Source organism: Rhodococcus sp. NCIMB 12038 (assembly GCF_002165735.1).
GTDB lineage: Bacteria > Actinomycetota > Actinomycetes > Mycobacteriales > Mycobacteriaceae > Rhodococcus_F.
Genome location: NZ_NHML01000010.1, coordinates 185,047 through 208,166 on the forward strand (window position 1 = coordinate 185,047; position 23,120 = coordinate 208,166).

The 23,120-nt window shown below is 68.7% G+C and carries 22 protein-coding genes; 9 read left to right on the forward strand and 13 right to left on the reverse strand.

The genetic code is table 11. From position 1 onward, the window contains the following. The first annotated feature begins 20 nt into the window (after positions 1 to 20). The 5 genes from CA951_RS17240 (at position 21) to CA951_RS17260 (ending at position 5,031) form a co-directional block, all read left to right on the forward strand. Positions 21 to 938 carry an LLM class flavin-dependent oxidoreductase gene (locus tag CA951_RS17240; RefSeq protein ID WP_087557993.1) on the forward strand — a complete coding sequence of 306 codons (918 nt, stop codon included), beginning with the start codon at positions 21 to 23 and terminating at the stop codon, positions 936 to 938. A 150-nt stretch (positions 939 to 1,088) separates the two neighbouring features. After that, complete coding sequence (locus tag CA951_RS17245; protein ID WP_087557994.1) at positions 1,089 to 2,105, forward strand: methionine ABC transporter ATP-binding protein; 1,017 nt, start codon at positions 1,089 to 1,091, stop codon at positions 2,103 to 2,105. Next, positions 2,102 to 2,791 (forward strand): methionine ABC transporter permease, encoded by a 690-nt coding sequence (locus CA951_RS17250; RefSeq protein ID WP_087557995.1) that lies wholly within the window; start codon positions 2,102 to 2,104, stop codon positions 2,789 to 2,791. Before CA951_RS17245 ends, CA951_RS17250 begins: the two co-directional genes overlap by 4 nt. Positions 2,792 to 2,827: 36 nt before the next feature. Continuing rightward, the gene (locus CA951_RS17255) at positions 2,828 to 3,754 is read left to right on the forward strand and encodes a MetQ/NlpA family ABC transporter substrate-binding protein (RefSeq protein ID WP_087557996.1); all 927 of its coding nucleotides are present in this window, start codon (positions 2,828 to 2,830) and stop codon (positions 3,752 to 3,754) included. Continuing rightward, positions 3,754 to 5,031: an NtaA/DmoA family FMN-dependent monooxygenase gene (locus CA951_RS17260; protein WP_087557997.1), complete on the forward strand. Its 1,278-nt coding sequence runs from the start codon at positions 3,754 to 3,756 to the stop codon at positions 5,029 to 5,031. The genes CA951_RS17255 and CA951_RS17260 overlap by 1 nt, the downstream gene beginning before the upstream one ends. On the opposite strand, the gene CA951_RS17265 is transcribed toward CA951_RS17260, so the two are convergent. From CA951_RS17265 to CA951_RS17315, 11 genes are all read right to left on the reverse strand, one after another. Then, positions 5,006 to 5,716 (reverse strand): GNAT family N-acetyltransferase, encoded by a 711-nt coding sequence (locus CA951_RS17265; protein ID WP_087557998.1) that lies wholly within the window; start codon positions 5,714 to 5,716, stop codon positions 5,006 to 5,008. The two genes, CA951_RS17260 and CA951_RS17265, sit on opposite strands and share 26 nt — an antisense overlap. A 9-nt stretch (positions 5,717 to 5,725) precedes the next feature. Beyond that, a complete protein-coding gene (locus CA951_RS17270) occupies positions 5,726 to 6,226 on the reverse strand; it encodes a flavin reductase family protein (protein ID WP_087557999.1) in 501 nt (166 codons plus the stop codon). Beyond that, complete coding sequence (locus CA951_RS17275) at positions 6,223 to 6,732, reverse strand: NADPH-dependent FMN reductase (protein ID WP_087558000.1); 510 nt, start codon at positions 6,730 to 6,732, stop codon at positions 6,223 to 6,225. Before CA951_RS17275 ends, CA951_RS17270 begins: the two co-directional genes overlap by 4 nt. 174 nt (positions 6,733 to 6,906) lie before the next feature. Then, positions 6,907 to 7,734 carry an ABC transporter ATP-binding protein gene (locus tag CA951_RS17280; protein WP_087558001.1) on the reverse strand — a complete coding sequence of 276 codons (828 nt, stop codon included), beginning with the start codon at positions 7,732 to 7,734 and terminating at the stop codon, positions 6,907 to 6,909. Then, positions 7,727 to 8,593, reverse strand: a complete 867-nt coding sequence (locus CA951_RS17285; RefSeq protein WP_087558002.1) for an ABC transporter ATP-binding protein — start codon at positions 8,591 to 8,593, stop codon at positions 7,727 to 7,729. Before CA951_RS17285 ends, CA951_RS17280 begins: the two co-directional genes overlap by 8 nt. Then, the gene (locus tag CA951_RS17290) at positions 8,583 to 9,440 is read right to left on the reverse strand and encodes an ABC transporter permease (protein WP_087558003.1); all 858 of its coding nucleotides are present in this window, start codon (positions 9,438 to 9,440) and stop codon (positions 8,583 to 8,585) included. The genes CA951_RS17285 and CA951_RS17290 overlap by 11 nt, the downstream gene beginning before the upstream one ends. Positions 9,441 to 9,446: 6 nt before the next feature. Then, a complete protein-coding gene (locus CA951_RS17295; protein ID WP_087558004.1) occupies positions 9,447 to 10,472 on the reverse strand; it encodes an ABC transporter permease in 1,026 nt (341 codons plus the stop codon). Then, complete coding sequence (locus tag CA951_RS17300; RefSeq protein ID WP_087558005.1) at positions 10,469 to 11,992, reverse strand: ABC transporter substrate-binding protein; 1,524 nt, start codon at positions 11,990 to 11,992, stop codon at positions 10,469 to 10,471. The genes CA951_RS17295 and CA951_RS17300 overlap by 4 nt, the downstream gene beginning before the upstream one ends. A gap of 35 nt (positions 11,993 to 12,027) precedes the next feature. After that, on the reverse strand, positions 12,028 to 13,419 hold the full coding sequence (locus CA951_RS17305) for an LLM class flavin-dependent oxidoreductase (protein ID WP_087558006.1): 1,392 nt from the start codon (positions 13,417 to 13,419) through the stop codon (positions 12,028 to 12,030). A 150-nt stretch (positions 13,420 to 13,569) separates the two neighbouring features. Next, a complete protein-coding gene (locus CA951_RS17310; RefSeq protein ID WP_087558007.1) occupies positions 13,570 to 14,934 on the reverse strand; it encodes an aminotransferase class I/II-fold pyridoxal phosphate-dependent enzyme in 1,365 nt (454 codons plus the stop codon). A 42-nt stretch (positions 14,935 to 14,976) separates the two neighbouring features. Then, the gene (locus CA951_RS17315) at positions 14,977 to 15,675 is read right to left on the reverse strand and encodes an alpha/beta hydrolase (protein WP_087558008.1); all 699 of its coding nucleotides are present in this window, start codon (positions 15,673 to 15,675) and stop codon (positions 14,977 to 14,979) included. A 198-nt stretch (positions 15,676 to 15,873) separates the two neighbouring features. On the opposite strand from CA951_RS17315, the gene CA951_RS17320 reads away from it, so the two are divergent. The 3 genes from CA951_RS17320 to CA951_RS17330 all read left to right on the forward strand — a co-directional run bounded on the left by CA951_RS17320 (position 15,874) and on the right by CA951_RS17330 (position 19,702). Continuing rightward, positions 15,874 to 17,172, forward strand: a complete 1,299-nt coding sequence (locus CA951_RS17320; RefSeq protein ID WP_087558009.1) for an O-acetylhomoserine aminocarboxypropyltransferase/cysteine synthase family protein — start codon at positions 15,874 to 15,876, stop codon at positions 17,170 to 17,172. A gap of 1 nt (position 17,173) precedes the next feature. After that, positions 17,174 to 18,244, forward strand: a complete 1,071-nt coding sequence (locus tag CA951_RS17325) for an LLM class flavin-dependent oxidoreductase (protein ID WP_087558010.1) — start codon at positions 17,174 to 17,176, stop codon at positions 18,242 to 18,244. Positions 18,245 to 18,319: 75 nt separating this feature from the next. After that, positions 18,320 to 19,702 (forward strand): FAD-dependent oxidoreductase, encoded by a 1,383-nt coding sequence (locus tag CA951_RS17330; protein ID WP_087558011.1) that lies wholly within the window; start codon positions 18,320 to 18,322, stop codon positions 19,700 to 19,702. Here the strand turns inward: CA951_RS17330 and CA951_RS17335 are convergent. Both CA951_RS17335 and CA951_RS17340 read right to left on the reverse strand, forming a co-directional pair. Then, on the reverse strand, positions 19,696 to 20,493 hold the full coding sequence (locus CA951_RS17335; RefSeq protein WP_087558012.1) for an SDR family NAD(P)-dependent oxidoreductase: 798 nt from the start codon (positions 20,491 to 20,493) through the stop codon (positions 19,696 to 19,698). The two genes, CA951_RS17330 and CA951_RS17335, sit on opposite strands and share 7 nt — an antisense overlap. A 161-nt stretch (positions 20,494 to 20,654) precedes the next feature. Next, entirely contained in the window at positions 20,655 to 22,079 is a 1,425-nt protein-coding gene (locus CA951_RS17340) for an aldehyde dehydrogenase family protein (protein ID WP_087558013.1), read from the reverse strand. A 163-nt stretch (positions 22,080 to 22,242) separates the two neighbouring features. On the opposite strand from CA951_RS17340, the gene CA951_RS17345 reads away from it, so the two are divergent. Next, positions 22,243 to 22,872: a DUF4232 domain-containing protein gene (locus CA951_RS17345; protein ID WP_087558014.1), complete on the forward strand. Its 630-nt coding sequence runs from the start codon at positions 22,243 to 22,245 to the stop codon at positions 22,870 to 22,872. Positions 22,873 to 23,120 lie beyond the last annotated feature (248 nt).

The following is a 23,120-nucleotide window of genomic DNA, read 5'->3' on the forward strand; positions in this document are numbered from 1 at the left end:
TCGAGAACGGGAGACCCCCGATGAGTGTGATCCAGCGGAGCAGGACCTTGTACGGACTCGCGCTCGGTGAGCACGTGCTCGTCGACGCCATCCGCCGCGGCCGGGTCGACGAACTTGCAGCATTCGTCGACCGAACCGGGGCGGACTTCGTCCTCGTCGGCGTCGAACGGGTGTCGCGCACCGCTCCCCGGCCGACCGCGGCCCTGTCCCCCAGCGTGTCCGCCGCGGCGCTGATCGCCGCCACCGCCGACGTCGGCGTGTTCGTCACCGCCGTCCCCCACCTCGACCACCCGTACAACCTGGCCCGCCGCCTGGCCTCGCTCGATCACACCAGCCGCGGGCGCGTCGGCTGGCTCACCGGCGTCGAGGACCGGACGGCACCGGGCAACCTGGCCCGGGAAGGGGTGTGGATCGAGCCCGGGCCCAGTTCCGCGGTGACGACCGACGCGATCCACGCCTCCCGCACACTGTGGGAGAGCTGGCCGGCCGACACGATCCGTGGCCGCCCCGGCGATGTGCGCTTCGCCGATTCCGACCGCATCGTCTACGCCGACCACCAGGGGATCTTCGACATCGCCGGCCCCCTCAACGTCCCCACACCGCCGCAGCAGAAGATCCCCGTCGCGTGGTGGGCGCAGGAGGGTGACGACATCGTCTCCGCCGCCGAAGTTTCCGACATCGTCGTGCTGGCCGGCAGCGACGTCACCCGGCACGGACCGGCCGTGCGTGAGCGCGCCCTGCTGTTCGTCGTCGACGATCCCGACGCCACCGGGGTGGACGGCCACATCGCGACCGTCACCGACCTCGACGCCGGCTTCTCCGCATGGTCGAAGCCGTCCAGGCCCCGCGGGTACCGGCAGCGGTCGCTCCGGGCGACGCTGCGGCTGCCCGATCCGGCGCCGGCACCGGCCCACCGCCGCCCGGTATATCCCGGATAGTGAGCGCACGTTCTGATCAAGTCGATTCTTAGACATGACTTTCCGTTTACCCACGCCTATCGTTTCGGGAGCCCACTGGCCTACCCACAGGCCAGGACTCCCTCCCGGCGGCCGACCCGCGGTGCCGTCATCCGATACAGGTGGTGCAGCATGATCGAAGTCCGTTCCGTCACGAAACGATTCGGGAAGAGAGCCCGTTCCGTCGAGGTGCTCCACGACATCGACTTCTCCGTCGGCACCGGGCAGATCGCGGCGGTGATCGGCCAGAGTGGGGCGGGCAAGACCACGCTGTCGCGGATCATCAGTCTGCTCGAGCGTCCGTCCGAGGGCCGTATCCTCCTCGACGGGACGGACGTCTCCGGGCTGTCCGAGCGGCGGTTGCGGGAGCAGCGCCGCGCGATCGGGACGATCTTCCAGGCGTCGAGCCTCCTCGCCCGCCGGACCGCCGCGGAGAACGTGGCGTTGCCGCTGGAATTCGCCGGCGTCGGCCGGGCCGAGCGACGGGCACGGGTGGCGGAACTCCTCGAGCGGGTGGGCCTGTCCGACAAGGCCGACCTCTACCCCCGGCAACTGTCCGGCGGGCAGCGGCAACGCGTGGGGATCGCCCGCTCGCTGGCACTGGCCCCCAAGGTCCTGGTGTCGGACGAGGCGACGTCCGGACTGGACCCCGCCACCACCCGATCCATCCTCGCGTTGCTGCGCGAACTGCGCGACGACCTCGGGCTGACGATCGTGCTGATCACCCACGAAATGGACGTCGTCCGCCAGGTCGCCGACGTGGTCACCGTCCTCGACGCGGGACGGGTCGTGGAATCGGGCCCGGTTATCGACCTCCTCCGCGACCCCCGTTCCGAACTCGGTGTCGGGCTGCTCCCGGACCGCTCCCACATCACCGCGGACGACCGGGACGTGCTGTGGCACGTCACGTACGGGTCCGACACCGTCCCCACCAACTGGATCGAACTTCTCGGCACGGCCACCGGCCGGTCGATCGGGGTGCTGTCCGGGACCGTGGAGTCGGTCGGCGGACGCCCGGCGGGCCGGGTCACCATCTCGGTCGCCGGTGACCATCCGTCCGTCGGGGAGCTTCTGGCCTCGTGGGGTCTGCACGGGACACGGGTCGACGACAACACCTCCGCCCCGGCGACCGAGGAGGCGGCAGCATGAGCGCCGGCACTGTTGTCCTGGCCATCTCGACCCCGGTCGAGGAACTTCCCGAATTGTTCCTGCCCGCCCTGCAACAGACCGTGCAGATGGTCGGGATCACGGTGATCCTGGCCATCCTGCTGGGCACTCCGCTGGCGGTCGTCCTGCACAACACCGCTCCCCGCGGGCTGTTTCCCAACCCCGCGGTCAACACGGTGGCCGGCTGGGTTGTCAATCTCGGCCGATCACTGCCGTTCCTGGTGCTGATGGCCGCCATCATCCCTTTCACCCGCTTCGTCGTCGGCACCTCGCTCGGAGTGCAGGCGGCAGCCGTACCGATGACGCTGGCCGCCACCCCGTATGTCGCGCGGCTGATCGAGAATTCGCTGCGGGACGTTCCGCCCGAGGTGGTGGAGGTGGGACGCGCGTCGGCCGGGTCGAACTTCCAGATCATCCGCAAAGTGCAACTCCACGAGGCGGTCCCGACCATCATCGGCGCCCTGACGATCGCGTTGATCGGCATCCTCGACATGTCGGCGATCGCAGGCGCGGTGGGAGCCGGCGGCATCGGCAACCTCGCCATCGCATACGGCTACAACCGTTTCGACAACACCGTGATGATCACGACGGTCATCGCGCTCGTGGTGCTGGTCCAGGTCATCCAACTCGTCGGCGATCTGGCCGCCCGCCTCACCAACCGTCGCTGAGCCTTTCACTCCCACCCAGATCAGAGGACTACACCCATGACGACTCGACCCCGCTCGGTGACGCGTGCCCGCGCTGCCGCGGCAGGCGGACTGACGGCCACACTGCTGCTCCTCCTGACCGCGTGCGGCGCGGGCGGGGGCAACGACCGCACCGAGGGCGACGGCCCGCAGACCACGTTCAAGATCGGGTACACCGCCGGATCGATCCTGGACGAGAAACTCGCCAAGGAGGTCGCGAAACTCGCCCCCGACCACGGCATCACCGTCGAACCGGTGCAGATCGAGGATTCGAAGCTCAAGAACCTCGCGGTCTCCCAGGGCGACATCGACGCCAACCACAGCCAGCACCAGGAGTGGATGCGGGTGCAGAACGAGGACGGCAACCTCGGACTGTATGCGGCCGGCGACTGGTACGTCCTGAAGTTCTCCGGCTATTCCGAGAAGTACGACAAGCTCGAGGATCTCCCCAAGGGCGCGAAGGTCGCCGTCCCCGACGACCCGTCGAACCAGGCGCAGGCCCTGCAGACGCTGCAGGACCTCGGCCAGTTGACCCTGAAGGACGGTGTCGATCCGTCCCGCGTGACCATCCGCGACGTGAAGGACAACCCGAAGTCGTTCGAGTTCACCGAGGCCGCGCTGGCGCAGTTGCCGCGCACGCTCCCCGACGTCGACCTGGCGCTGGGCTGGCGGTCCAACTTCGATCTCGCCGACGTGCCCGACGACAAGATCGTCTTCAACGCCCCCGCCTACGAACTGTATTGGATCGAAGTCGTCATCAACGAGAAGAACAAGGACAACCCGGATTTCGCGCCGCTTCTCGACACCTACCACGACCCGCGGATCGGCCAGCTGATCGACAGCGACCCGTTCTTCTCCCGGGTGGCGCAGAGCATCGAATCGGCGCGGGCCACCGACCGGACCCAGACGAACGTCGACGGCGCCGGCGCGAAGCCCGCCGGCTGATGCCCGCGCAACGAGAGGTCATCCTCAATGTCAACGTGCTGGACGTGGGTTTCCACCCGTCCGCGTGGCGGGCCCCCGATCTGCACCCGACGTCATTCATCGACCCCGACTACTACACCGAAGTCGCGAAGATTGCGGAGCGCGGCACGCTGGACGCGCTATTCCTCGCGGACGGGCCCGCGCTCCGCGAGGATCCCGCCGTCAAGCCGACCAGGGCGCTCGAACCCACCACCGTTCTCGGGGTGGTGGCGAGCGCGACGGAACACCTCGGGCTGATCGGCACGGCGTCGACGACGTTCAACGATCCCTTCGACCTCGCGGACCGGTTCCTGTCCCTCGACGTCGTGTCCGGCGGTCGGGTGGCGTGGAATGTGGTGACCACGTTCCACGCCGGGACGGCCCACAACTTCGGTCTTACCAGGATCCCCGACCGCGAGTCGCGGTACCGCCGGGCCACCGAGTTCGTGGACGTCGTCACGGCGCTGTGGGAATCGGCGGCCACCGGTGCTCCGGTGCACCACGACGGGGAGTTCTTCCACGTGCACGGCGTGCTGCCCGTGCCGCCGTCGCCGCAGGGTCACCCGCTGCTCGTGCAGGCCGGCGGTTCACCGCAGGGCCGCGCGCTGGCCGGACGCAGCGCCGACGCGGTGTTCTCGGCGGAACTCACCCTCGACGCCGGGCGGCAGCACTACCGGGAGGTGAAGGACGTCGCGCGCGCGGCCGGTCGCGACCCCCGGGCGGTGAAGATCCTGCCCGGTCTCGTCACGGTGGTGGGCAGCACGGAGGCCGAGGCCGTCGCCCGCTACGAGGACTGGGAGTCCAAGGCCGTCGGCGGCTTCTCCGCCGAACGCCTCGGCGGGATGCTCGGCGTCGATCTGACCTCGCTCGACCCCGACCGGCCGATCCCGGAGGACCTGCTGCTGGCGCCCGTCGACCCGTCGTTCTCCGGTTCCCTCGGGTTCCGGGAAGCCGTCGTGCGGCTGGCACTGGAGAGCCGGTACTCGGTGTCCGAACTGCTGCGCAAGGCCGGCGGTTTCGGGCACCGGCTCGTCGTCGGCTCCCCCGAACAGATCGCCGACACCATCGAAGAGTGGTTCGTGGCGGGCGCGGCGGACGGTTTCAATCTGATGCCGGACGGATTCCCCTCCGGTCTCACCGATTTCGTCGACCACGTCGTGCCGCTGCTCCGCGAGAAGGGGATCTTCCGGCACGAGTACGCGGAGTCCACGCTGCGCGACCGCTTCGAGGGCGCTACGCCGGTGTCCGGACGACGGTGAGGGCGGATTGCCGGCGGAGGGTGAAACCCAGGCTCTCGTACAGCCGGATCGCCGTCGTGTTCGCCTGCGCGGCGTGCAGGAACGGGGTTTCCCCGCGGGCGCGGATGCCTGCTCCGACGGCGCGGACGAGCCGGGCACCGAATCCGCGGCCCCGGAAATGCTCGTCGGTGCAGACCGCGCTGATCTCGGTCCAGCCGGGCGGATGCAGCCGCTCTCCCGCCATGGCGACGAGTTCGCCGTCGACGCGGAACCCGAGGTAGGTCCCCATTTCGATGGTTCGCGGCAGGTACGGTCCGGGCCGGGTGCGGCCGATCAGGTCGAGGATCTCGGGAACATCGTCCGCGCCGAGGACTTCGGCGTCCGGGTCGGGCGCGACGTCCAGCGCGGTGCCGTCCATCTGGACCAGGCCGAAGGTGTCCAGGACCTCCCAGCCCGGCGGCGGCGTGTGACCGAATCCGCGGAGCGCCGCTGTCGCCGACGAGCCGAGCAGTGCGGCCAGATCCGCCCAGTCCTCGTCCACCAGGGTGTCCGGGTGGCCGACGTGCGGCGCAACGTCCGGGTGGTACCGCGCCACCCTGCCCGACCACCGGGCGAAGTGCGCGTGCTCGCCGCGCAGGGATTGACGAATCGCGTCGTCCAGCGGATGGACGTCCGTCTCGGCCGGGGCCGTCAGTTCCGTGGTCATCGCAGTCGGTTACGACGCGACGGTGCGGAGCCAGCGGAACCGGCTGCGGTGGAACACGATGGGTTCGATCTCCGACTGCACCCGCAGTTCGTTGATCCGCAGGACCACGATCGCGTGATCGCCCGCGGGCACCTGCTGGGTGACGGTGGTGTCGAGCCACACCGACGCGCCGTCGATGAACAACGCACCGCCGTCGGTGGTCTCGGTGTCGAGGCCGGCGAACCGGTCACCGGTCTTCGCGGCGAGGACCCGGGCGGCCGCGTCGTGCGCCTCCCCGAGCACGCTGATCCCGACGTGCTCGAGGTCCGCGAGCTTCGGCCAGGTCGTGGACGTGTTCTGCACGCAGAACGCGACCAGCGGCGGCTCCAGCGACACGGGCACGAACGTGCTCGCCGCCATCCCGATGCGCTCACCGCCGACTTCGGCGCAGACGGCGACGACACCGCTCGGGAAATGTCCGAACGCCTCCCGCAGCGAAGCCTTGTCCACCGTGCCGTCAGCCTGTGTCATGAGAGTTCCGTCCGTGTCCGGGCCGCCGCGGTGAGGATCGAACCCCACCGCTCGGCATAGTCGGCGATGCGTGTGTCGGTCGTGTACGCGGTGTCGATGAGGTAGAGGCCCGGCGCGGGAGCCGTCGCACCCAGTTCGACGAGCACGGGCTTGAGCAGCAGGTCCGGCGCCATGGCGTGCGCGGGCCCGGCCCCGAGCATCAGCGGCACCACCACGACGTCCTTCAGGCCGTCGCCGGTCGCGAACTGGTCGAGGAACAGTTTCAGCACGCCCGTGTACGACGCCTTGAACGTGGGGCTGGCGAACACCACGAGATCCGACGACGCGACCGTGTCCACCGCCGCCGCGACCTTCTCGTCGCCCCACCCGAGCAGTCCCGCACCGAGCTCGATCACGTCGACCGTGGAATCCACGGCGGCGCCCGTCACCGCGGCCGCGACCAGACCGGCCGCGTCCAGCGTCCGTGAACCGGGCTTGGGATTGCCGGCCACTACCGTTACCTTCATTGCTTCATCACCTCTCGCATGCGTACCCCGCCACCCTAGAGCACTCCGCGGCCGTGGTCGAATAATGCAGGGCAGGAACATAAATCGGCGGCGCGTCTTCGAATCACACCGATCGAAACCCTTGCGCCTACGGCACCCGTGAGTACTTGTTAACCGCCCGACGTTAACAAGTACTCACGGGAGGCGGAGCCTCAACTCCCGGCGACGCTCGCGAGTCACGGCGCCGCCGCTCAGAGTGGGAGCCGATCCGACGAGGAGCGCGGTGTAGGGGTGCTGGGGATCGGAGATCACCTGGTGGGTCGGTCCGTCCTCGACGATGTTGCCGCGGTACAGCACGACGATCCGGTCGACCAGCGACGCGACCGCCCCCAGGTCGTGGGAGATGAACAGCTGAGCGAGTTGCCGCGAATGCCCGAGTTCGGTGAGCAGTTTCAGGATCTGGATGCGGTTGACCGAGTCGAGGGCGCTCACCGGTTCGTCGAGCAGCAGCAGCGCCGGATCCAGCACGAGGGCCCGCGCGATCGCGATCCGCTGACGCTGCCCACCCGACAGTTCCGCGGGAATCCGCACCGCGACGTCGGCGTCCAGTCCGACACTGCTCAGCACCGCCGCGACCTTCGACCGCACGACGCCACGGTCCAGCCCGCCGCGCACGATCAGCCCCTCGGCGATCGACTCGCCCACCGGGATGTCCGGGTCGAGACTCAGCAGCGGGTCCTGGAACACGTACTGGACGGTCCCCGTGCGCCGGTGGGCCCGGCGTTGCGCGGCGGGCAGGTCGTCGACGCGCTGCCCGCAGATCTCGACCGACCCGGCCGTCGGGGTGATCAGACCGAGAATCGTTCGGGCCAGTGTCGTTTTCCCGGAACCGCTTTCACCAATCAGACCGACCTTCTCGCCGGTGTCGATCGTCAGGTCGACGCCGTGCAGGATCTGCTTGCGGGCACCGCGGAGCCCCCGCTCCACCCGGACATCGGTCATGCGCAGCAACGACTCAGACACGAGCGGCCTCCTGCCCGGTGAACGACTCGAGGCCGTATGCGCGGTGGTTGTCGACGAGTTGGCGGGTGTATTCGTGCTGCGGCGCGGTGAGCAGGTCTTCCGCCCGCCCCGACTCGACGACGGCGCCGTCCCGCATGACGATCACGCTGTCGCAGACCTGGGCCACCACCGCGAGGTCGTGGGAGACCAGGACGAGGGCGAGGCCCAGTTCTTCGCGCAGGTCCTCGAGGAGGTCGAGGACCTCGGCCTGAACGGTGACGTCCAGGGCGGTGGTCGCCTCGTCCGCGATCAGGAGTTCCGGTTCCGCGGAGACCGCGATCGCGATGAGCACCCGCTGGAGCATTCCCCCGGACAGTTCGTGCGGGTACTGGCGGTACACGGTGTCCGCGTCGGTCAGGCCCATCTTCCGGAACAGTTCGAGCCCGCGCCGCTTGGCGTCGGCGCGGGACAGTCCGAGTGTCGACCGGAGTGCCTCGGCGAGCTGTTCGCCCACGCGGATGGACGGGTTCAGGTAGGACGCCGGGTCCTGGAACACCGCGGCGATGCGGGTGCCGCGCAGGGGGCGCCACTGTTTGCGCCCGAGGTCCGTGAGTTCGATGCCGTCGAAGTCGATCGAGCCTGCGGTGACGTCGATTCCGCCGGGCAGGATTCCGAGGATGGCGCGGCAGGTCAGTGATTTGCCGCTTCCCGATTCGCCGACGATCCCGAGCGCTTCGCCGGGCGCGAGGGAGAAGTCGACGCCGTGGACCAGTTCGGTTCCGTCGTCGAGGGCGATCCGCAGATCGCTGACGGTGAGCACCGGCCTGCGGGGGCGCGAAGTGTGTGGTGCCGAAGTGGCATCGAGTGTGTCAGTGGACATCCGAGGTGACCTCCTGTTTCCTGGGGGCGCGTCGTGTGGGTCGGCCGGTCGCGTCCCGCAGTGCGTCGGCGATGGCATTGAGCGCCCACACGGTCGCCACGATCAGCAGCGCGGGGACGACGGGGCCGAACGGAACCTGGTAGAGGTACTGCAGTCCGCTGGCGAGGAGTCCGCCCCAGGTGGGGTCGGGCGGGACGACGCCGATCCCGAGGAAGGTCAGCGAAGACACGATGACGAGGCTGGCCCCGGTCATGGCGGCGAACGTCACCCCGACCGCGGGCAGCACCTTGCGCACCGCGTGACGGCGGATGATCCAGGACGTGTCGGCGCCCATCAGTTCGGCGGCCTCGACGTACTGGGAGTTGGCCACGGTCAGCGCGGCGGCACGCGTGACCCGGTAGAACGCGGGCGCGATGAGAATGCCGACGGCGAACATCGCCTGCGCGAGCCCGTTTCCGAGCAGCGCGGTCATCGCGACGGCGAACACGAGGAACGGCAGCGTGATGAGAGCATCCATCAGCCGGAGCGTGAACCATTCCACGCTGCGCCCGAGATACACCGACAGGAAGCCCGGGATCACGCCGAGGAGGAAGCCGACGACGACGCACTGCAGCGCCGACAGCACCGACACGGTCGAACCCGCCAGCAACCGGCTGAACACGTCCCGCCCGACGTTGTCCGTGCCGAGCCAGTGAGTTCCGCTCGGGCCCTGCAGGATTGCCGCCGTGTCCTGCTCGAGCGGGTCGAACGGCGCAAGCGCGGGCCCGAAGACCGCGAGCACCACGATCAGCCCGAGGACGATCACCGCGGCGCGAGCGGAGTGATAGCGCAGAATTGCTGTGAGCATGGGGTGTCAGTCTCTCCGCTTGGTGGCCGGCTGCAGGACGCTCTGGGCGATGTTGACGACGATGTTGCAGAACAGCACGAACACGATCGCCACGACGAGCGTTCCTTGGACTATGGGAACGTCTCCGCGCAGCGCGGAGTCGGCGGCGAGCCGACCGAAGCCGGGCATCGAGAACATGGTCTCCATCACGACGGCGCCGCCGATGAGCGTGGGGATCTTCATGCCCAGGATCGACAGTGCGGGACCGCTGCCGTTACGCAGCGCGTGCACGAACAGGATCCGTGACGGACCGATGCCCCGCACCACCGCGCCGGTGACGTAGTTCTGATCCAGTTCCGCCACCAGTCCGGTGCGGAGTTGCCGCGCGATGTCGGCGACGACGTCCATGCTCAACGCGATGGCGGGCATGATGATCAGCGACAGCCAGCGGCCGAAGTTCTCGTCCGGTGGGACGTACCCGGCCGACGGCAGCCAGTGCAACCCGACGCTGAAGACGAGGATCAGTCCGATGGAGATGACGAACGGCGGCAGCGTCGACGCCACCGACGTGTAGGCGGTGATCGCCCGGTCGAGCAGGCTGCCCTTGTAGACGGCGGCGAGCACCCCGAGTCCGACGCCGAGGACGAGTCCGATGACCAGCGCGACACCGGCGATGGAGGCGCTGACGGCAAGCCGCTCACCGATCAACTCGCTGACCGGGATCTTGCTGAACCACGAGACACCGAGGTCGCCGCTCAGCATGCTCGACATCCAGTCGACGTACTGCTGCCAGACCGGCTTGTCCAGCCCGAACTCGGCGTTGATCCGGGCGATCGTCTCCGGGGTCGCGGCGTCACCGGCGATGCCGGCGGCCGGATTCAGCCCGCTGGCCGCACCGAGCAGGAACGTGATCAGGGTGGAGAACAGGAAAACCGGGACCACGATCAGCACGGTGCCGAGCACGACCCGCGCTGCCGTGCCGAGCGCGCCCGCAGGCACCGGGAGAGCGAATGTTCTCCCGGTGCCTGCGGCCTCGATGTCTGCGGTGGTCACGAGACCGTGACGCCTTCCCAGCGAACCTGGGACGGCAGGATGTTGAGGTTCTTCAGATCCGGGTTGGACACGATGATCCACGGGTTGCTGAAGAGGTAGTTCGTCGGCGACTGCTCGACACCGACCTTGACGGCCTGCCACAACCGCGGCTTGTATTCCGGGTCCTCGAGCGGGGTGCGGCGCACGGCGTCGAGTGCGGCGGTGAACTCCGGCGACGCGTGCGGGCCGCTGAGGTTCATGATGCCTTCCGGACCGTAGACGGCGAGCAGGTTCTGCACCGGGGATTCACGTCCGATGGTGCCGTCCGTGGCCAGTTGCGGGTTCTTCGCGATGTAGACCTCGCTCTGCCACGTCGACGAACCGGGCGGGACCACCTTGATCGTGGACTCGACGCCGATCTTCTTCAACTGCGACTGCACGAGTTCCGCGCGGTTGGTGGCCGCCGACTGCGCCGTGATCTCGATCGACAACTGCCCGGGCGCGTATCCCGCCTCGGTGAGGAGACGAGATGCCTTGTCGGGGTCGTAGTTCCAGAGCTTCTCGATCTCCGGGTTGAACGCGAGGTACCCGTCGGGGAACGGCTGGCTGGTGGTGCTCCCCAGCCCGTTCGTGACGACGTCGACGAACGCCTGGCGGTCGAATGCGTAGCGGAACGCCTCGACGATCTTCGGGTTGTCGAACGGCGCCTTGTTGAGGTTGATGGACACGTCGTTCGCGGCGAGCGACGGCTTCACGGTCACGTCGAGACCGGCGGCCTCGGCTTCCTTGGACTGCAACGCAGGCAGCGTCGCGAAGTCGATGGAGCCGGACTGGACACCGGCGACGAGGGTGGCCGGGTCCGGGGCGACGCTGAGTTCGAAGTGGTCGATGTGGATGTTCTCGGCGTCCCAGTAGTTCGGGTTCTTCTCGAAGTACGCGTGATCCTCGGCGACGAAATCGGTGATCGTGAACGGACCGGCCCCGACCGGCCACACGCTGAGCTTCTGCGGGTCGGCGGCCGCCGTCGGGCTGGCGATCGCGCCGGTGCGCCCGGCGACCAGGTACGGGATCTGGTAGTCGGCGTCGGCCAGGTGCAGCGTGACGTCGGTGGCGCTGTCCGCCGTGACCTCGGTGACGCCGGCGAGCTGATCGCGCAGGAACGAATCGTCCTGGGTCTTGCCCCGATCGAAGAACGCCTTCACGGCCTGCGAGTCGAGGCTGGTCCCGTCGGAGAACGTCAGACCGTCACGCAGGCTGAATGTCACCGCGGTGCCGTCGGCGTTGTACTTCCAGCTCTCGGCGAGCGACGGTTCGACGTTGCCCTCGGCGTCGAGCCGGGTCAGCGACGCATACGCGAGGCTGATGGTGTTGATGTCGTTTCCGGTCCGGCTCGTCACCGGGTCCCAGGATGTGGGGAGGTTGAACGCCCACTTGACCTCGGCGCCGTTCGAGCTGCTGCCACCGCCGCATGCGGTGGCGACGAGACCGACGATCACTCCGAGTATTACGGCGCCGGCGATCCGCCGGCTCTTCTTGCTCACTGGGTGCTCCTGACCATGCAGAGGGGGGTGGTGATTCAGACGCTCGCGGACAGCGACGTTGTGGTGCCGGGCAGCGGGGCGGGGTCGATTCCCTCGCGCCGCGCACGGGTGTAGCGGTTCTCCGCGAAGGGCAGACCGAGGTTGCCGCGCAGGGTGTCCTGCTCGTAGTCCTCCCGGACCACCCCGCGCTCACGCAGGATCGGCAGCACCTCGTCGACGAAGCGGCGGAACTGCGCCGGGTGCCCGATGTGGATGTTGATGCCGTCGAGGGCGTGACCGTCCAGCCAGCGCTGCAGTTCGTTCGCGACGGTCTCGGCGCTGCCGGTGAACGGCGACGTCTTCGGCGCGCTGAGCGCCTCGACGGTCTGCCGCAGTGTCAGCCCGCGGCCGACGGCGAGGTCGGTGATCTTCTTCGCCTGCGTGTAGAAACTCCGCTCGGCGTGCTGCAAGGCCTCGGTGGGGAACGGCGCGTCGAGGTCGTACTGCTGGAAGTCGTGCCAGCCGAAGGGGCGGCCGAGTTCCCGCAGGGACCTGCCGAAGTCGTTGTCCGCCAGCTGGGTCGTGAGTTCGATCTCACGGGCGTCGGCGTCGGTGTCGCCCACGGTGACGGTGACGCCCGGCAGGACCACGATGTCCTCAGGGGCGCGCCCGTACGCCGCGGCGCGGGTCTTGATGTCCGCGTAGAACGCCGCTCCCGCCTCGAAACTGGGTGCGTGGGTGAAGATCCCGTCGGCGATGCGCGCTCCGAGGTCGCGGCCCTGGTCGGAGTCACCGGCCTGGAAGATCACCGGCTGTCCCTGCCGTGAGCGTTCGATGTTGAGCGGGCCCACCACCGAGAAGTGCTCGCCCCGGTGGTCGAGGGTGTGCAGCTTGTCCGAATCGAGGAAGCGGCGGGCGTCCCGGTCACGCGGAAACGCGTCGTCCTCGTACGAATCCCACAGCGCCTTGACGACCTCGACGTGTTCGAGTGCCCGGCCGTAGCGGGTGGCGTAGTCGTAATGCTCCTCGAGGCCGTAATTTCCGGCGGTGCCGGAGTCGCCACTGGTGACCACGTTCCAGCCGGCGCGGCCGCGGCTGATCAGGTCGAGGGACGCGAACCGTCGCGCGAGGTTGAACGGCTGGTTGAACGACGTGGTGAGGGTGCCGACGAGTCCGATGTGCTCGGTGGCTACGGCGAGCGCCGACAGCAGCGTCAGCGGCTCGAGCCGGTTCAGATAGTGCGGGGGCGAGTCGGGGGTGATGAACTGGCTGTCGACGATGAACACGAGGTCGAACCGCGCCTGCTCGGCCAGACGCGCGTACTTGATGTACCAGTCGATGTCGACGCTGGCGTCGCCGGGGATCTCCGGGTCCAGCCAGGTGTACGGGTGCCCGGGACCACCCGTGGGGGTGAGGACAGCTCCCAATTTCAGTTGCCGTCTCGTCATGTTCTCGCTCCTTCGTCGTCCGCCGTCAGGCACCTGCCTCGGCACGCCGCGTTGAAGTGTATGGAGCAAACAGACGCGTGCAGAGTATTAAATTCTCGATGTTTCAAAACATATTTCGTATGTCCCGCAGTGCTGCCGAACAAAGTCCGATCAGTCGAAGAACTCCCGCGACGACTCCGCGACAGCCACCGCGACGACGTCGGCGAGCTGCCCGATCAGCTCGCCGTCGTCGGGCAGTTGGGTGGCAGACAGGCGCAGGAGCTGGCGTGCGGGTGACCGCACGAACGACCGCGATCCCGCCCCCACGGAGATGCCCTGCCGCGCCAACGCGACAAGCGCCGCGGTCTCGTCCGACACCGTCACCCACACGACCAGACTGTGCGGGCCGGCGAAAGCCTCGATGCCGCGGTCGATCAGGGCCTCGAGCAGCGTCGCGCGCCTGGCCGCGTAGCGTTCGTGCGCCGCCGTGACCGCGTGTTCGGCGTCGGCGCTGCCGATCAGGTGGGCGAGGGTGTTCTGCAGGATCCGGCTGTTCGAGCCGACGCCGTGGCTGCGCACCTTCATGGCCTTCTCGATCAATTCGCGGGAGCCGCCGAGGACGGAGGTCCGCACGTCGATCCCGTATGCCTTGCAGTAGCTGCGGATCCGGACGACACGCTGCGGCAGTTCGCATCCCAGCGACGGTGGCTGGTCCGGTTCGAGCGGTCCGATCGAATCGTCCTCGACCACCCACACCGCCGGATGCCGTCGCAGCACGTCGGCGAGTTCGCGGGTGCGCCGCGCGCTGACCGCGTGGTCGACGGCGAACGGCGCCCCGGGCTGGAACACGAACGCGACCGCACCGGCCGTCAGGGCCTCGTCGAGCGCGTCCGGCCGGGGACCGTCGTGGTCGGCGCCGACGCCCACCGCGTCCAGACCCAGGTCGCGGAGGGTGTCGAGCACCCCCGGGCCGAGGGGCTCGTCGACCGCCACCCGGGACCCGGGCGGCGCCGCCGCCTCCACCGCCAGCAGCAACGCTTCGGTGCCACCGCCCGCGGTCGCCCAGGCCTCCGGTTCGAACGGCCACCCCGGAGCGACGGCGTTGCGCAGACGCTCGGTCATCAGTTCCCGGCCGAACACATTCAACGTCTCGGCGTCCAGGCTGGACAGCAGAGCGTCGGACAGGGACGGCTGCAACGCCAGGTCGGGTGCGTTCTGCGCCAGGTCGACGCCGCGCCAGTCGGGGATGCCACGCTCGGGCACACTGTCGAGCGGCGGAAGTACGACGGTGCCGCCGCGGCGGCGGGTCTGCACGAAACCCTGCTCCTGCAGCCGGCCCCACGCGGTGACGATCGCACCGACACTGAGATCGGTCGCCTTCGCGAGTGCGCGGACGGTCGGCAAGCGGTCGCCGGGGCTCAGCTCACCCGACCGGATCAGGTCGGCGACGGCATCGGCGAGTTCCGCGGTGCGGCCGTCGATTCGTTCGAGCAACCACTCCGGAGCAATCGTCTCCGACTCCAGCACCGCTGACATCCACACCCCTTCGATCGACAATCCCTACCGGCCCCGCCCCGGTCATTGCGCGAGTGCGCCCGCCGGGTCGCGGAGGAGGATGTCGGGCGTGCCGGGCAGTCGCAGACGCTCGAGGAACTGCACGATCTCGGCGGCGACGGACCGGTGGGACACGTCGTTGAGAATGTCGTGCCGTCCGTCGTCGACGACGACCACGCGGGCGCCCGGCAACGCGGACGTGACCGCAAGGACGTTCGCCACGGGGCTCAGGACGTCGGCGCCGCCGTGGACGACGAGGACGGGAACCTGCACGTGGGTCAGCGAATCCGCCGTGGCGACCGGCGCCTCCGCGCCGAGCGTGCCGCGGTCGAGAGCGCCGTCCGCGGACAGGACACTCCGGTGCACCGGACACGCGGAGCGGATCTCGAGTTCGCCTTCCCACCCTCCGGTGACGGCGTCGGTGCCCGAAACGAGAAGCCCGGCGGCCACGACCCCGGACACGGCCGGATGGGTGGCGGCGAGGTCGAGCGCGGTGAGCGCGCCAGTGTCCGACCCGACGACGGTGAGCGGGAGACCGGACTCGGCGTCGGCGATCACCCGAGCGGCCGCGGCGGGATCGTTCTCCACCACCGCGACGCGGTAACCGTCGAACGCGATCCGCCGGGCGAACCTGCGGTACACGTGAGCATGCTCACCTCGGCCGGCGACGACGATCACCGAGCCACGTGCGGTCGCTTCGGGTTCCAGCCAGTCGATGTCCACTGATTACCTCACTCGGGGTGGTTGTTCGCAGGATTGACTGCGTCACCCTGACTCACCCGTGCGCGGTGGAACAAGAGTAATGCTCGAGCAGAACAAAACGCGTGTCTTCTCGTCGCACTTCGTGTTTTGTTCCGAACATATTCGTTTTGTGATCGACCCCGGCCAAACAAGAGTATCGACGAAGGGACAGGCACACCGATGCCCGAGACCACAGGGTTCGCGACCCGGCAGGTACGCACCGGCTATCAGCCCGGCACGCCGCAGAACACCGCGATCCCCCCGATCTACCAATCGGTTGCCTACGACTTCGGCAGCTTCGACCAGGCGCGGGACATCTTTTCCCTGCGCCGCAAGGGAAACCTGTACAGCCGCACCGGGAACCCCACCCAAGCCGTGTTCGAGCAGCGTCTCGCCGACCTCGATGGCGGTGTCGCCGCGCTGGCCACCGGATCCGGGCAGTCCGCCGTCGCGGTCGCACTCCTCACGCTCGCCAAGTCGGGGCAGCACATCGTCGCGGCGCGGCAACTGTACGGCGGAACGGTCGACCTGCTCACCGACACGTTCGCGGACTTCGGGATCGACGTCACCCTCGTCGACCAGGACGACCTCGACGCCTGGCGTGCGGCCGCGCGCCCCGAGACCCGGGCCTTCTTCGCAGAGACGATCGGCAACCCCGTCGCCTCCGTCCTCGACGTCCGGGCCGTCGCCGACATCGCGCACCAGGCCGGGGTCCCGCTGATCGTCGACAACACGATCGCCACCCCGTACCTGCTCCGCCCCAAGGACTTCGGCGCCGACATCGCCGTGTACTCGGCCACCAAGTTCATCGGCGGGCACGGAACGTCGCTGGGCGGGGTGATCGTCGACCTCGGCACGTTCGACTTCGGCGCGGAACCGCGGCGGTGGACCCAGTTCACCGAGCCGTACCCGCGGATCGGCGACCTCGTGCTGTGGGACGAATTCGGTCGCGACCGGAGCGCGTACCTGGTGTACGCGAAGACGAAGATCGTCCACGACCTCGGACCCGCACTGTCCCCGTTCAATTCGTTCCAACTGCTGCAGGGGCTGGAGACGCTCGACCTGCGGCTGGAACGGCACGTCGGCTCCGCGCTGGCCATCGCCCAATTCCTCGACGGTCATCCCGCGGTCGCGAAGGTCAACTACCCGGGCCTGCCGCACAACCGGTGGCACGACGCCGCCCGGAAGTACCTGCCGCGGGGCGCCGGCTCGGTGTTCTCCTTCGATCTCGCCGTCGACGACTCGAAGGTCGCGAAGTTCGTCGACTCGCTACAACTGTTCGCCATCGTCGCCAACATCGGCGACGCCCGCTCGCTGGTGGTGCACCCCGCCACCACCACGCACAGCCACCTCGACGACACGCAACTCCGCGACGCCGGATTCGGCTACCGCACCGTCCGATTGTCCGTCGGACTGGAAAACCTGGAAGACCTCGTCGACGATCTGCGCGCGTCGCTCGACGCCATCACGGAGGAATGACATGCATTTCGGCTACTGGACGCCCATCTACGGCGGCTTCCTGCGCAACCTCGGCGACGAAGGCATGCCCGCCACCTGGGACTACGTCAAACAGCTGTCGCAACTGGCCGACCGGCTCGGGTACCACACCACCCTCGTCCCCGAGCTCTACCTCAACGACCGCAAGGGCGTCGACGCGCCCAGCCTCGAGGCCTGGTCGCTGTCGTCGGCGATCCTCGCGGTCACCGAACAGCTCCGGGTGATGACGGCGGTGCGACCCGGATTCCACCTGCCGGCGGTCACCGCGAAGGAATCGGCCACCATCACCGACATCGCCGGCACCACCGACGCCGGTGCGGCACGGTTCGCACTCAACGTCGTCGCCGCCTGGTGGGAGGAAGAAGCCCGGCAGTACGGCGGCGCGTTCACCCGGCACGACGAGCGCTACCGGCAGGCCACCGAATTCGTCGACGTGCTCCGCGGACTCTGGGAAGACACCCCGTTCACCTACCAGGGCGAGCACTTCAGCGTGCGCGACTCGATCCTGTCGCCGAAACCCGGAATCCATCCCCCGGTCTTCGCGGGCGGGGAGAGCGAGAGCGGCCGCGAATCCATCGCGACGTTCGCCGACTCGTACGTTCTGCACGGCGGCACCGTCGACGAGGTGCGCGCGAAGATCGCCGACATGAACGCGCGGTCGCAGCGAATCCACCAGCGGGACATGGCCGAATTCGGCATGTCCACCTACATCATCGTGCGCGACACCGAAGCCGAGGCCCGCGCCGAACTCGAACGCATCACCACCGTCGACCCGCACTCGCCCGGGTACGCGTCGTTCGAGGAGTTCGTGAAGAACTCCGAACTCGACGTCGAACTGTCCCGGCGCGAATACTCCGTCGGCACCCGTGGACTGCGCCCCGATCTGGTCGGCACACCGGAACAGGTCGCCGAGAAGATCCGCGCCTACCAGGACGCCGGCCTCACCCTGCTGCTCATCCAGTGCTCCCCCGCGCACGAGGAACTCGAGCGAATCGCCGAGCAGGTGTTCCCGCTGGTCCCGACCCGTGAGTACTTGTTAACCGCCGGCGGTTAACAAGTACTCACGGGTGCTGCCCTTGACCGGACCCCTCGCCGCGAGTAAGGATCGAAGAACGCGAGGGGATTCGTCATGGCAAACATCGAAGTCGACTATTGCGTCGTAGGAGCCGGATTCGCCGGACTGACGGCGGCGCTGCGTCTGAAACAGGCCGGGCACACGGTCGCGCTGATGGAGGCCCGTGACCGGATCGGCGGGCGCACGTTCACCGAGGCCCGCGACGACGGTTCGTGGATCGATCGGGGTGGCGCGTGGATCGGGCCGGGGCAGGACCGGATCTACGCCCTGATCGACGAATTCGGCGTCGAGACCTACAAGCAGTACACCGACGGCGAAGCCATGATGGTCGTCGACGGCAAGCAGTATCGGTACAAGGGCACGATTCCCCTGACGATGAGTCCCTGGGTCACGGCGAATCTCGGCGCCGTATTCTTCGAACTCGGCCAGATGTGCAAGACGATCCCGCTCGAGGCGCCGTGGGAGGCGAAGAATGCCGCGAAGTGGGACGCGATCAGTCTCGCGAAATGGCTCGGCGGCAACACATTGTCCAGGCCCGCCCACGACCTTCTCGAGACCGCGGTCGCCGGCTGCTACACGTCCGCCGCGTCCGAGGTGTCGATGCTGTTCGTGCTGTATCAGATGGCGTCCGGCGGCGGTCCCGGTTTCGTTCTCGGAGTGAAGGACGCCGCCGAGGATGCGCGGCCGGTCGGCGGGATGGGGGCGATCTACCGCCCGATGGCAGCCGAGATCGGCGACGCACTCCACCTGTCGCAACCCGTCCGGGACATCGCGCAGGACGGCGACGGCGTGACCGTCCGATCCGCGGACCTGGCCGTGCGCGCCCGGCGAGCAATCGTCGCGGTCCCCCTCGCCATCGCGAGTCAGATCCTCTACGAGCCTCTGCTTCCGATGGATCGGTCCTTCCTGCACCAGCGGATGCCGAGCGGTGCCGTCATGAAGATCGCCGTCGTATACGACGAACCCTTCTGGCGCGCCGACGGATTGTCGGGGCAGTCGGCCGCACCCGACTCTCCCGCGACGATCACCATCGACGCGTGCACCGACACCGGAAGTCCCGGAGTTCTGTGCGTGATCGTCGAGGGGCCGATCGCCCGCACGCTGGGGACACTGCCGGAAGCGGAGCGGAAAGAGGCGGTGCTCGGGGAGTTGACCGCGAGGTTCGGAGCCCGGGCTGCCTCCCCCGTCGACTACGTCGAACAGAACTGGAGCGTCGAGCGGTACTCCGGCGGCGGCATGCTCAGTCACGCGCCGACGGGAGTACTCACCCAGTTCGGCCACGCCCTCCGCGAACCTTGCGGTCGCATCCACTGGGCGGGCACGGAAAGTTCGTCCGTGATGTGCGGCTGGGTCGACGGCGCCGTCCGCTCCGGCGAACGCGCCGCGCTGGAAGTGACCCAGCGCGACGGCGTGCTGTCACCCGCCCGAGCTCAGTAGTAGACGGCGCCCGGCGCTCCTCCGCCGACGGCAACCGCGTCGCCGGTGATCCCGACGCTGCGCGGCGACGCCAGGAACGTGACGACGTCCGCGACCTCACTCGCATCGATCAGCCGGTGGATCGAGTTGGTCGCCAGCCGCGACTCCAGTTCGGCGACGGGCACCCCTTCCGCCTCGGACTGCTCCGTCAGCCGGTCGACGAGTCGTTCCGTCCGCGTCAGCCCCGGGTGGACCACGGTGACGTTGACGCCGTGCGGTCCGAGTTCGTCGGCGAGGTTCTTCGTCAGCGCCGACACCCCGACGTTCCGGACGGTCTGCGCGATCGAGTTGGCCTGGCGTGCACCGAGCCCGCTGATATTGATGATCCGTCCCCACCCCTGCTCGACGAGGTGCGGTGCCACCGCGCGGGCGGTGCGCAGGTAACCGAGCACCTTGATCTCGAACTCGCCGCGGACCACGTCGTCGGTGGTCGACGCGAAGTCGCTCGGCTTGCCCGCACTCCACGGTGTGGCCGCGGCGTTCACGAGAATGTCGACGCCGCCGAGTTCGTCGACGGTTCGCTGGACGAGGGCGCGCACCGACTCGTCGTCGCCGGTGTCGGTGGGTACCCCGATGACCCGACGGCCGGTCTCCTGCGACAGCGTCTTCGCCGCCAGTTCCAGTGCCTCGGCACCCCTGGCCGCGAGCACCACGTCGACCCCCTCCGACGCGAGGCTGCGCGCGATCGCGAGACCGATTCCGCGGCTGCCGCCGGTGACGACGGCCCGCTTGCCGCTCAGACCGAGATCCATTGTGTTCTCCTCATCTCCGCTGTCCACCCCTCGATTCGAGGGTAGGACCACGACGCTACAGAGTCACGGATTCGGTTCAGCGTGAGGCCAATTGCGCTCCGCGCCCGTGCGCCTTTTTGGTAGCTGGAACAACCAGAAAGGCGCACGGGTGGCGAAGCCGCCTACCGCTGGATCGACTTGATCTCCAGGAACTCCTCGAAGCCGAGGACTCCGGCCTCGCGACCGATGCCCGACTGCTTGTACCCGCCGAACGGGGCGTTGGTGTTGAACGCGCCGCCGTTCACCTCGACCTGGCCTGCGCGCAGCTGCCTCGCGACGCGGTCGGCCCGGTCCTGGTCACCGGACCAGACGCCGGCGGCGAGCCCGTATTCCGTGGCGTTGGCGATTCGCACCGCGTCCTCCTCGTCGCGGTATCCGATGATGGACAGGACGGGACCGAAGATCTCCTCCTTGGCGATGGTCATGTCCTCGGTGACCCCGGCGAACACGGTGGGGCCGACGAAGTAGCCGGAGTCCTGTCCGGTCTCCCGGCCGTCGAGGACGGCGCGTGCGCCTTCCGCGATGCCCTGTTCGATGTAGCCGCGCACCCGCTTCAGCTGGTTCGAGTTCACCAGCGGCCCGAGTACCGACGTCGCGGCCGTCGGGTCGCCGACGGAGTAGTTCTGCGCGACCTTCGCCGCGATGGCGGAGGCCTCGTCCACCTTGTCCGCGGGGACCAGCATCCGGGTGAGCGCCGAACAGGTCTGGCCGGAGTTGAGGAAACACTTGGCCACTCCGTCGGTGACCGCCTTCGTCAGGTCGGCGTCGTCGAGGATGACGTTGGCGGATTTGCCGCCGAGTTCGAGTGCCACCTTCTTCACCGTCTCGGCCGCGACCACCGCGACCCTCTTACCCGCGCGGGTGGAGCCGGTGAACGAGACCATGTCCACCTCGGGGTGGCCGGCGATCGCCTCGCCCACGACGGGCCCGAATCCGCTGACGAGGTTGAACACGCCTGCGGGCAGGCCGATTTCGTCGAAGATGTCGGCGAGCGCGTAGGTGGCGAGCGGCGCGACCTCGGTCGGCTTGAGCACCACGGTGCATCCCGCGGCCAGCGCACCGCCGACCTTGAGCACCACCTGGTGGAGCGGGAAGTTCCACGGGGTGATCGCACCGACGACACCGATGGGTTCGCGCACGATCAGCGAATTGCCGACCTCGTGGGCGTCGAAGTCGTAGGTGGCGGCCAGTTCGGCGAACGCGGCGAGGTTCGTGAGGGGCATGCCGATCTGGATGGGCTTCGCGAATCCGAGCGGCATGCCCATGTCGCGGGACACGAGGGCGGTGAAGTCGTCGAGGCGCTCCTTGATCAGGGCGGCCGCCTTCCGGAGGTACTCGCCGCGTTCCGTGCCGCTGAGCGCGGACCATGCGGGGAAGGCAGCCCGCGCGGCCTTCGCGGCGCGGTCGACGTCGTCGGGGGTGCCCTCGGCGACCACCGCGATGACGTCCTCGGTGGCTGGGTTGACCACGTCGATCCGGCCCGTCCCCTGCGAATCGACCCAGGATCCGTCGATGTAGATCTTGGTCCGGTCCAGAACTTCGCTCATCGGTCTGCCTCCAGTGAAAGTGTCGCGGAAACCTTGCGACCCGCAGCCTACGACCGGAGCCCGCCGGTTCGGGGCGAATGCGATCTCCCCGAACCACCCACCGGGACGGCGCCGATCGCAGACCATCGACGTACGCCGCACAGTCAGCAGGAGGAGCGATCAGATGCGCACGCAGTCACCGGCACGCACCCTTCTCGGAGTACTCGGGATCGCCGCCGCACTCACCGTCTCGGCGTGTGGCTCGACGGACGAGTCGGGGACCGCCGAACCCTCGCCCGGCGCCGTCACCGTCACGACGTCGGACGCGACCACCACCGCCGACGTGCCGACGTCGTCCGCCGCCGCCACGTCGCCGACCGGGACGACCGCTCCGCACCCCGACCGCTGCCTGATTGGCGAACTGCAGGTGACGCTCGGCCAGCCCAGCGGGGCCGCCGGATCGCAGGAGATCCCGCTCGTCTTCACCAACACCGGCACCCGCGACTGCATCCTCCACGGATACCCCGGGGTGTCGTACGTCGCGGCACCGGACGGTCCTCAGGTGGGTGCGGCGGCCGAGAGGGACGGCGGAACGGAGACTCCCGTGACGGTCGCTCCCGGCGCGCGGGCCACCGCCGCGGTGCGTGCCACGGTCGTGCAGAACTATCCCGCCGACACGTGCGGCCCCACGCCGGTCGCGGGTTTCCGGGTGTACCCGCCGAACGACACCGGTTCGGTGTTCCTCCCCTACCCCACCACCGGTTGCTCGCAGACCGGCGTGAAGCAACTGTCGGTGCAGCCCGTCACGGGGTGACCTTGTTCACCCGCACCGGGTGAATCGGCTCACCCCGGGCCCGACCTACGGTCGGGAGAGACGTGGTCGCGCAGGAGGAGGGCGGAGGCATGTTCGAGATCATCCGCGAAGTGCATTCCGAGGTTCGGCACCGCCGCGGCCCGCGGCATCACCATCATCTCCTCACTCGGCCGGGGCGCCGGGTGCGGATCATGAGACACCTCCTCACGTGATGATCGGGAGCCGGAAACCCTCCCACCAGGGCTAAT

Coding starts and splice junctions, on each gene's coding strand:
- CA951_RS17265 (WP_087557998.1), bottom strand. CDS start 5,716: ATGACCACGGAACTGACGGCCCCGGCCGAGACGGACGTCCATCCGCTG.
- CA951_RS17260 (WP_087557997.1), top strand. CDS start 3,754: ATGCCCGCGCAACGAGAGGTCATCCTCAATGTCAACGTGCTGGACGTG.
- CA951_RS17330 (WP_087558011.1), top strand. CDS start 18,320: ATGGCAAACATCGAAGTCGACTATTGCGTCGTAGGAGCCGGATTCGCC.
- CA951_RS17245 (WP_087557994.1), top strand. CDS start 1,089: ATGATCGAAGTCCGTTCCGTCACGAAACGATTCGGGAAGAGAGCCCGT.
- CA951_RS17255 (WP_087557996.1), top strand. CDS start 2,828: ATGACGACTCGACCCCGCTCGGTGACGCGTGCCCGCGCTGCCGCGGCA.
- CA951_RS17285 (WP_087558002.1), bottom strand. CDS start 8,593: ATGTCCACTGACACACTCGATGCCACTTCGGCACCACACACTTCGCGC.
- CA951_RS17275 (WP_087558000.1), bottom strand. CDS start 6,732: ATGAAGGTAACGGTAGTGGCCGGCAATCCCAAGCCCGGTTCACGGACG.
- CA951_RS17320 (WP_087558009.1), top strand. CDS start 15,874: ATGCCCGAGACCACAGGGTTCGCGACCCGGCAGGTACGCACCGGCTAT.
- CA951_RS17310 (WP_087558007.1), bottom strand. CDS start 14,934: ATGTCAGCGGTGCTGGAGTCGGAGACGATTGCTCCGGAGTGGTTGCTC.
- CA951_RS17335 (WP_087558012.1), bottom strand. CDS start 20,493: ATGGATCTCGGTCTGAGCGGCAAGCGGGCCGTCGTCACCGGCGGCAGC.
- CA951_RS17250 (WP_087557995.1), top strand. CDS start 2,102: ATGAGCGCCGGCACTGTTGTCCTGGCCATCTCGACCCCGGTCGAGGAA.
- CA951_RS17325 (WP_087558010.1), top strand. CDS start 17,174: ATGCATTTCGGCTACTGGACGCCCATCTACGGCGGCTTCCTGCGCAAC.
- CA951_RS17240 (WP_087557993.1), top strand. CDS start 21: ATGAGTGTGATCCAGCGGAGCAGGACCTTGTACGGACTCGCGCTCGGT.
- CA951_RS17270 (WP_087557999.1), bottom strand. CDS start 6,226: ATGACACAGGCTGACGGCACGGTGGACAAGGCTTCGCTGCGGGAGGCG.
- CA951_RS17290 (WP_087558003.1), bottom strand. CDS start 9,440: ATGCTCACAGCAATTCTGCGCTATCACTCCGCTCGCGCCGCGGTGATC.
- CA951_RS17345 (WP_087558014.1), top strand. CDS start 22,243: ATGCGCACGCAGTCACCGGCACGCACCCTTCTCGGAGTACTCGGGATC.
- CA951_RS17340 (WP_087558013.1), bottom strand. CDS start 22,079: ATGAGCGAAGTTCTGGACCGGACCAAGATCTACATCGACGGATCCTGG.
- CA951_RS17305 (WP_087558006.1), bottom strand. CDS start 13,419: ATGACGAGACGGCAACTGAAATTGGGAGCTGTCCTCACCCCCACGGGT.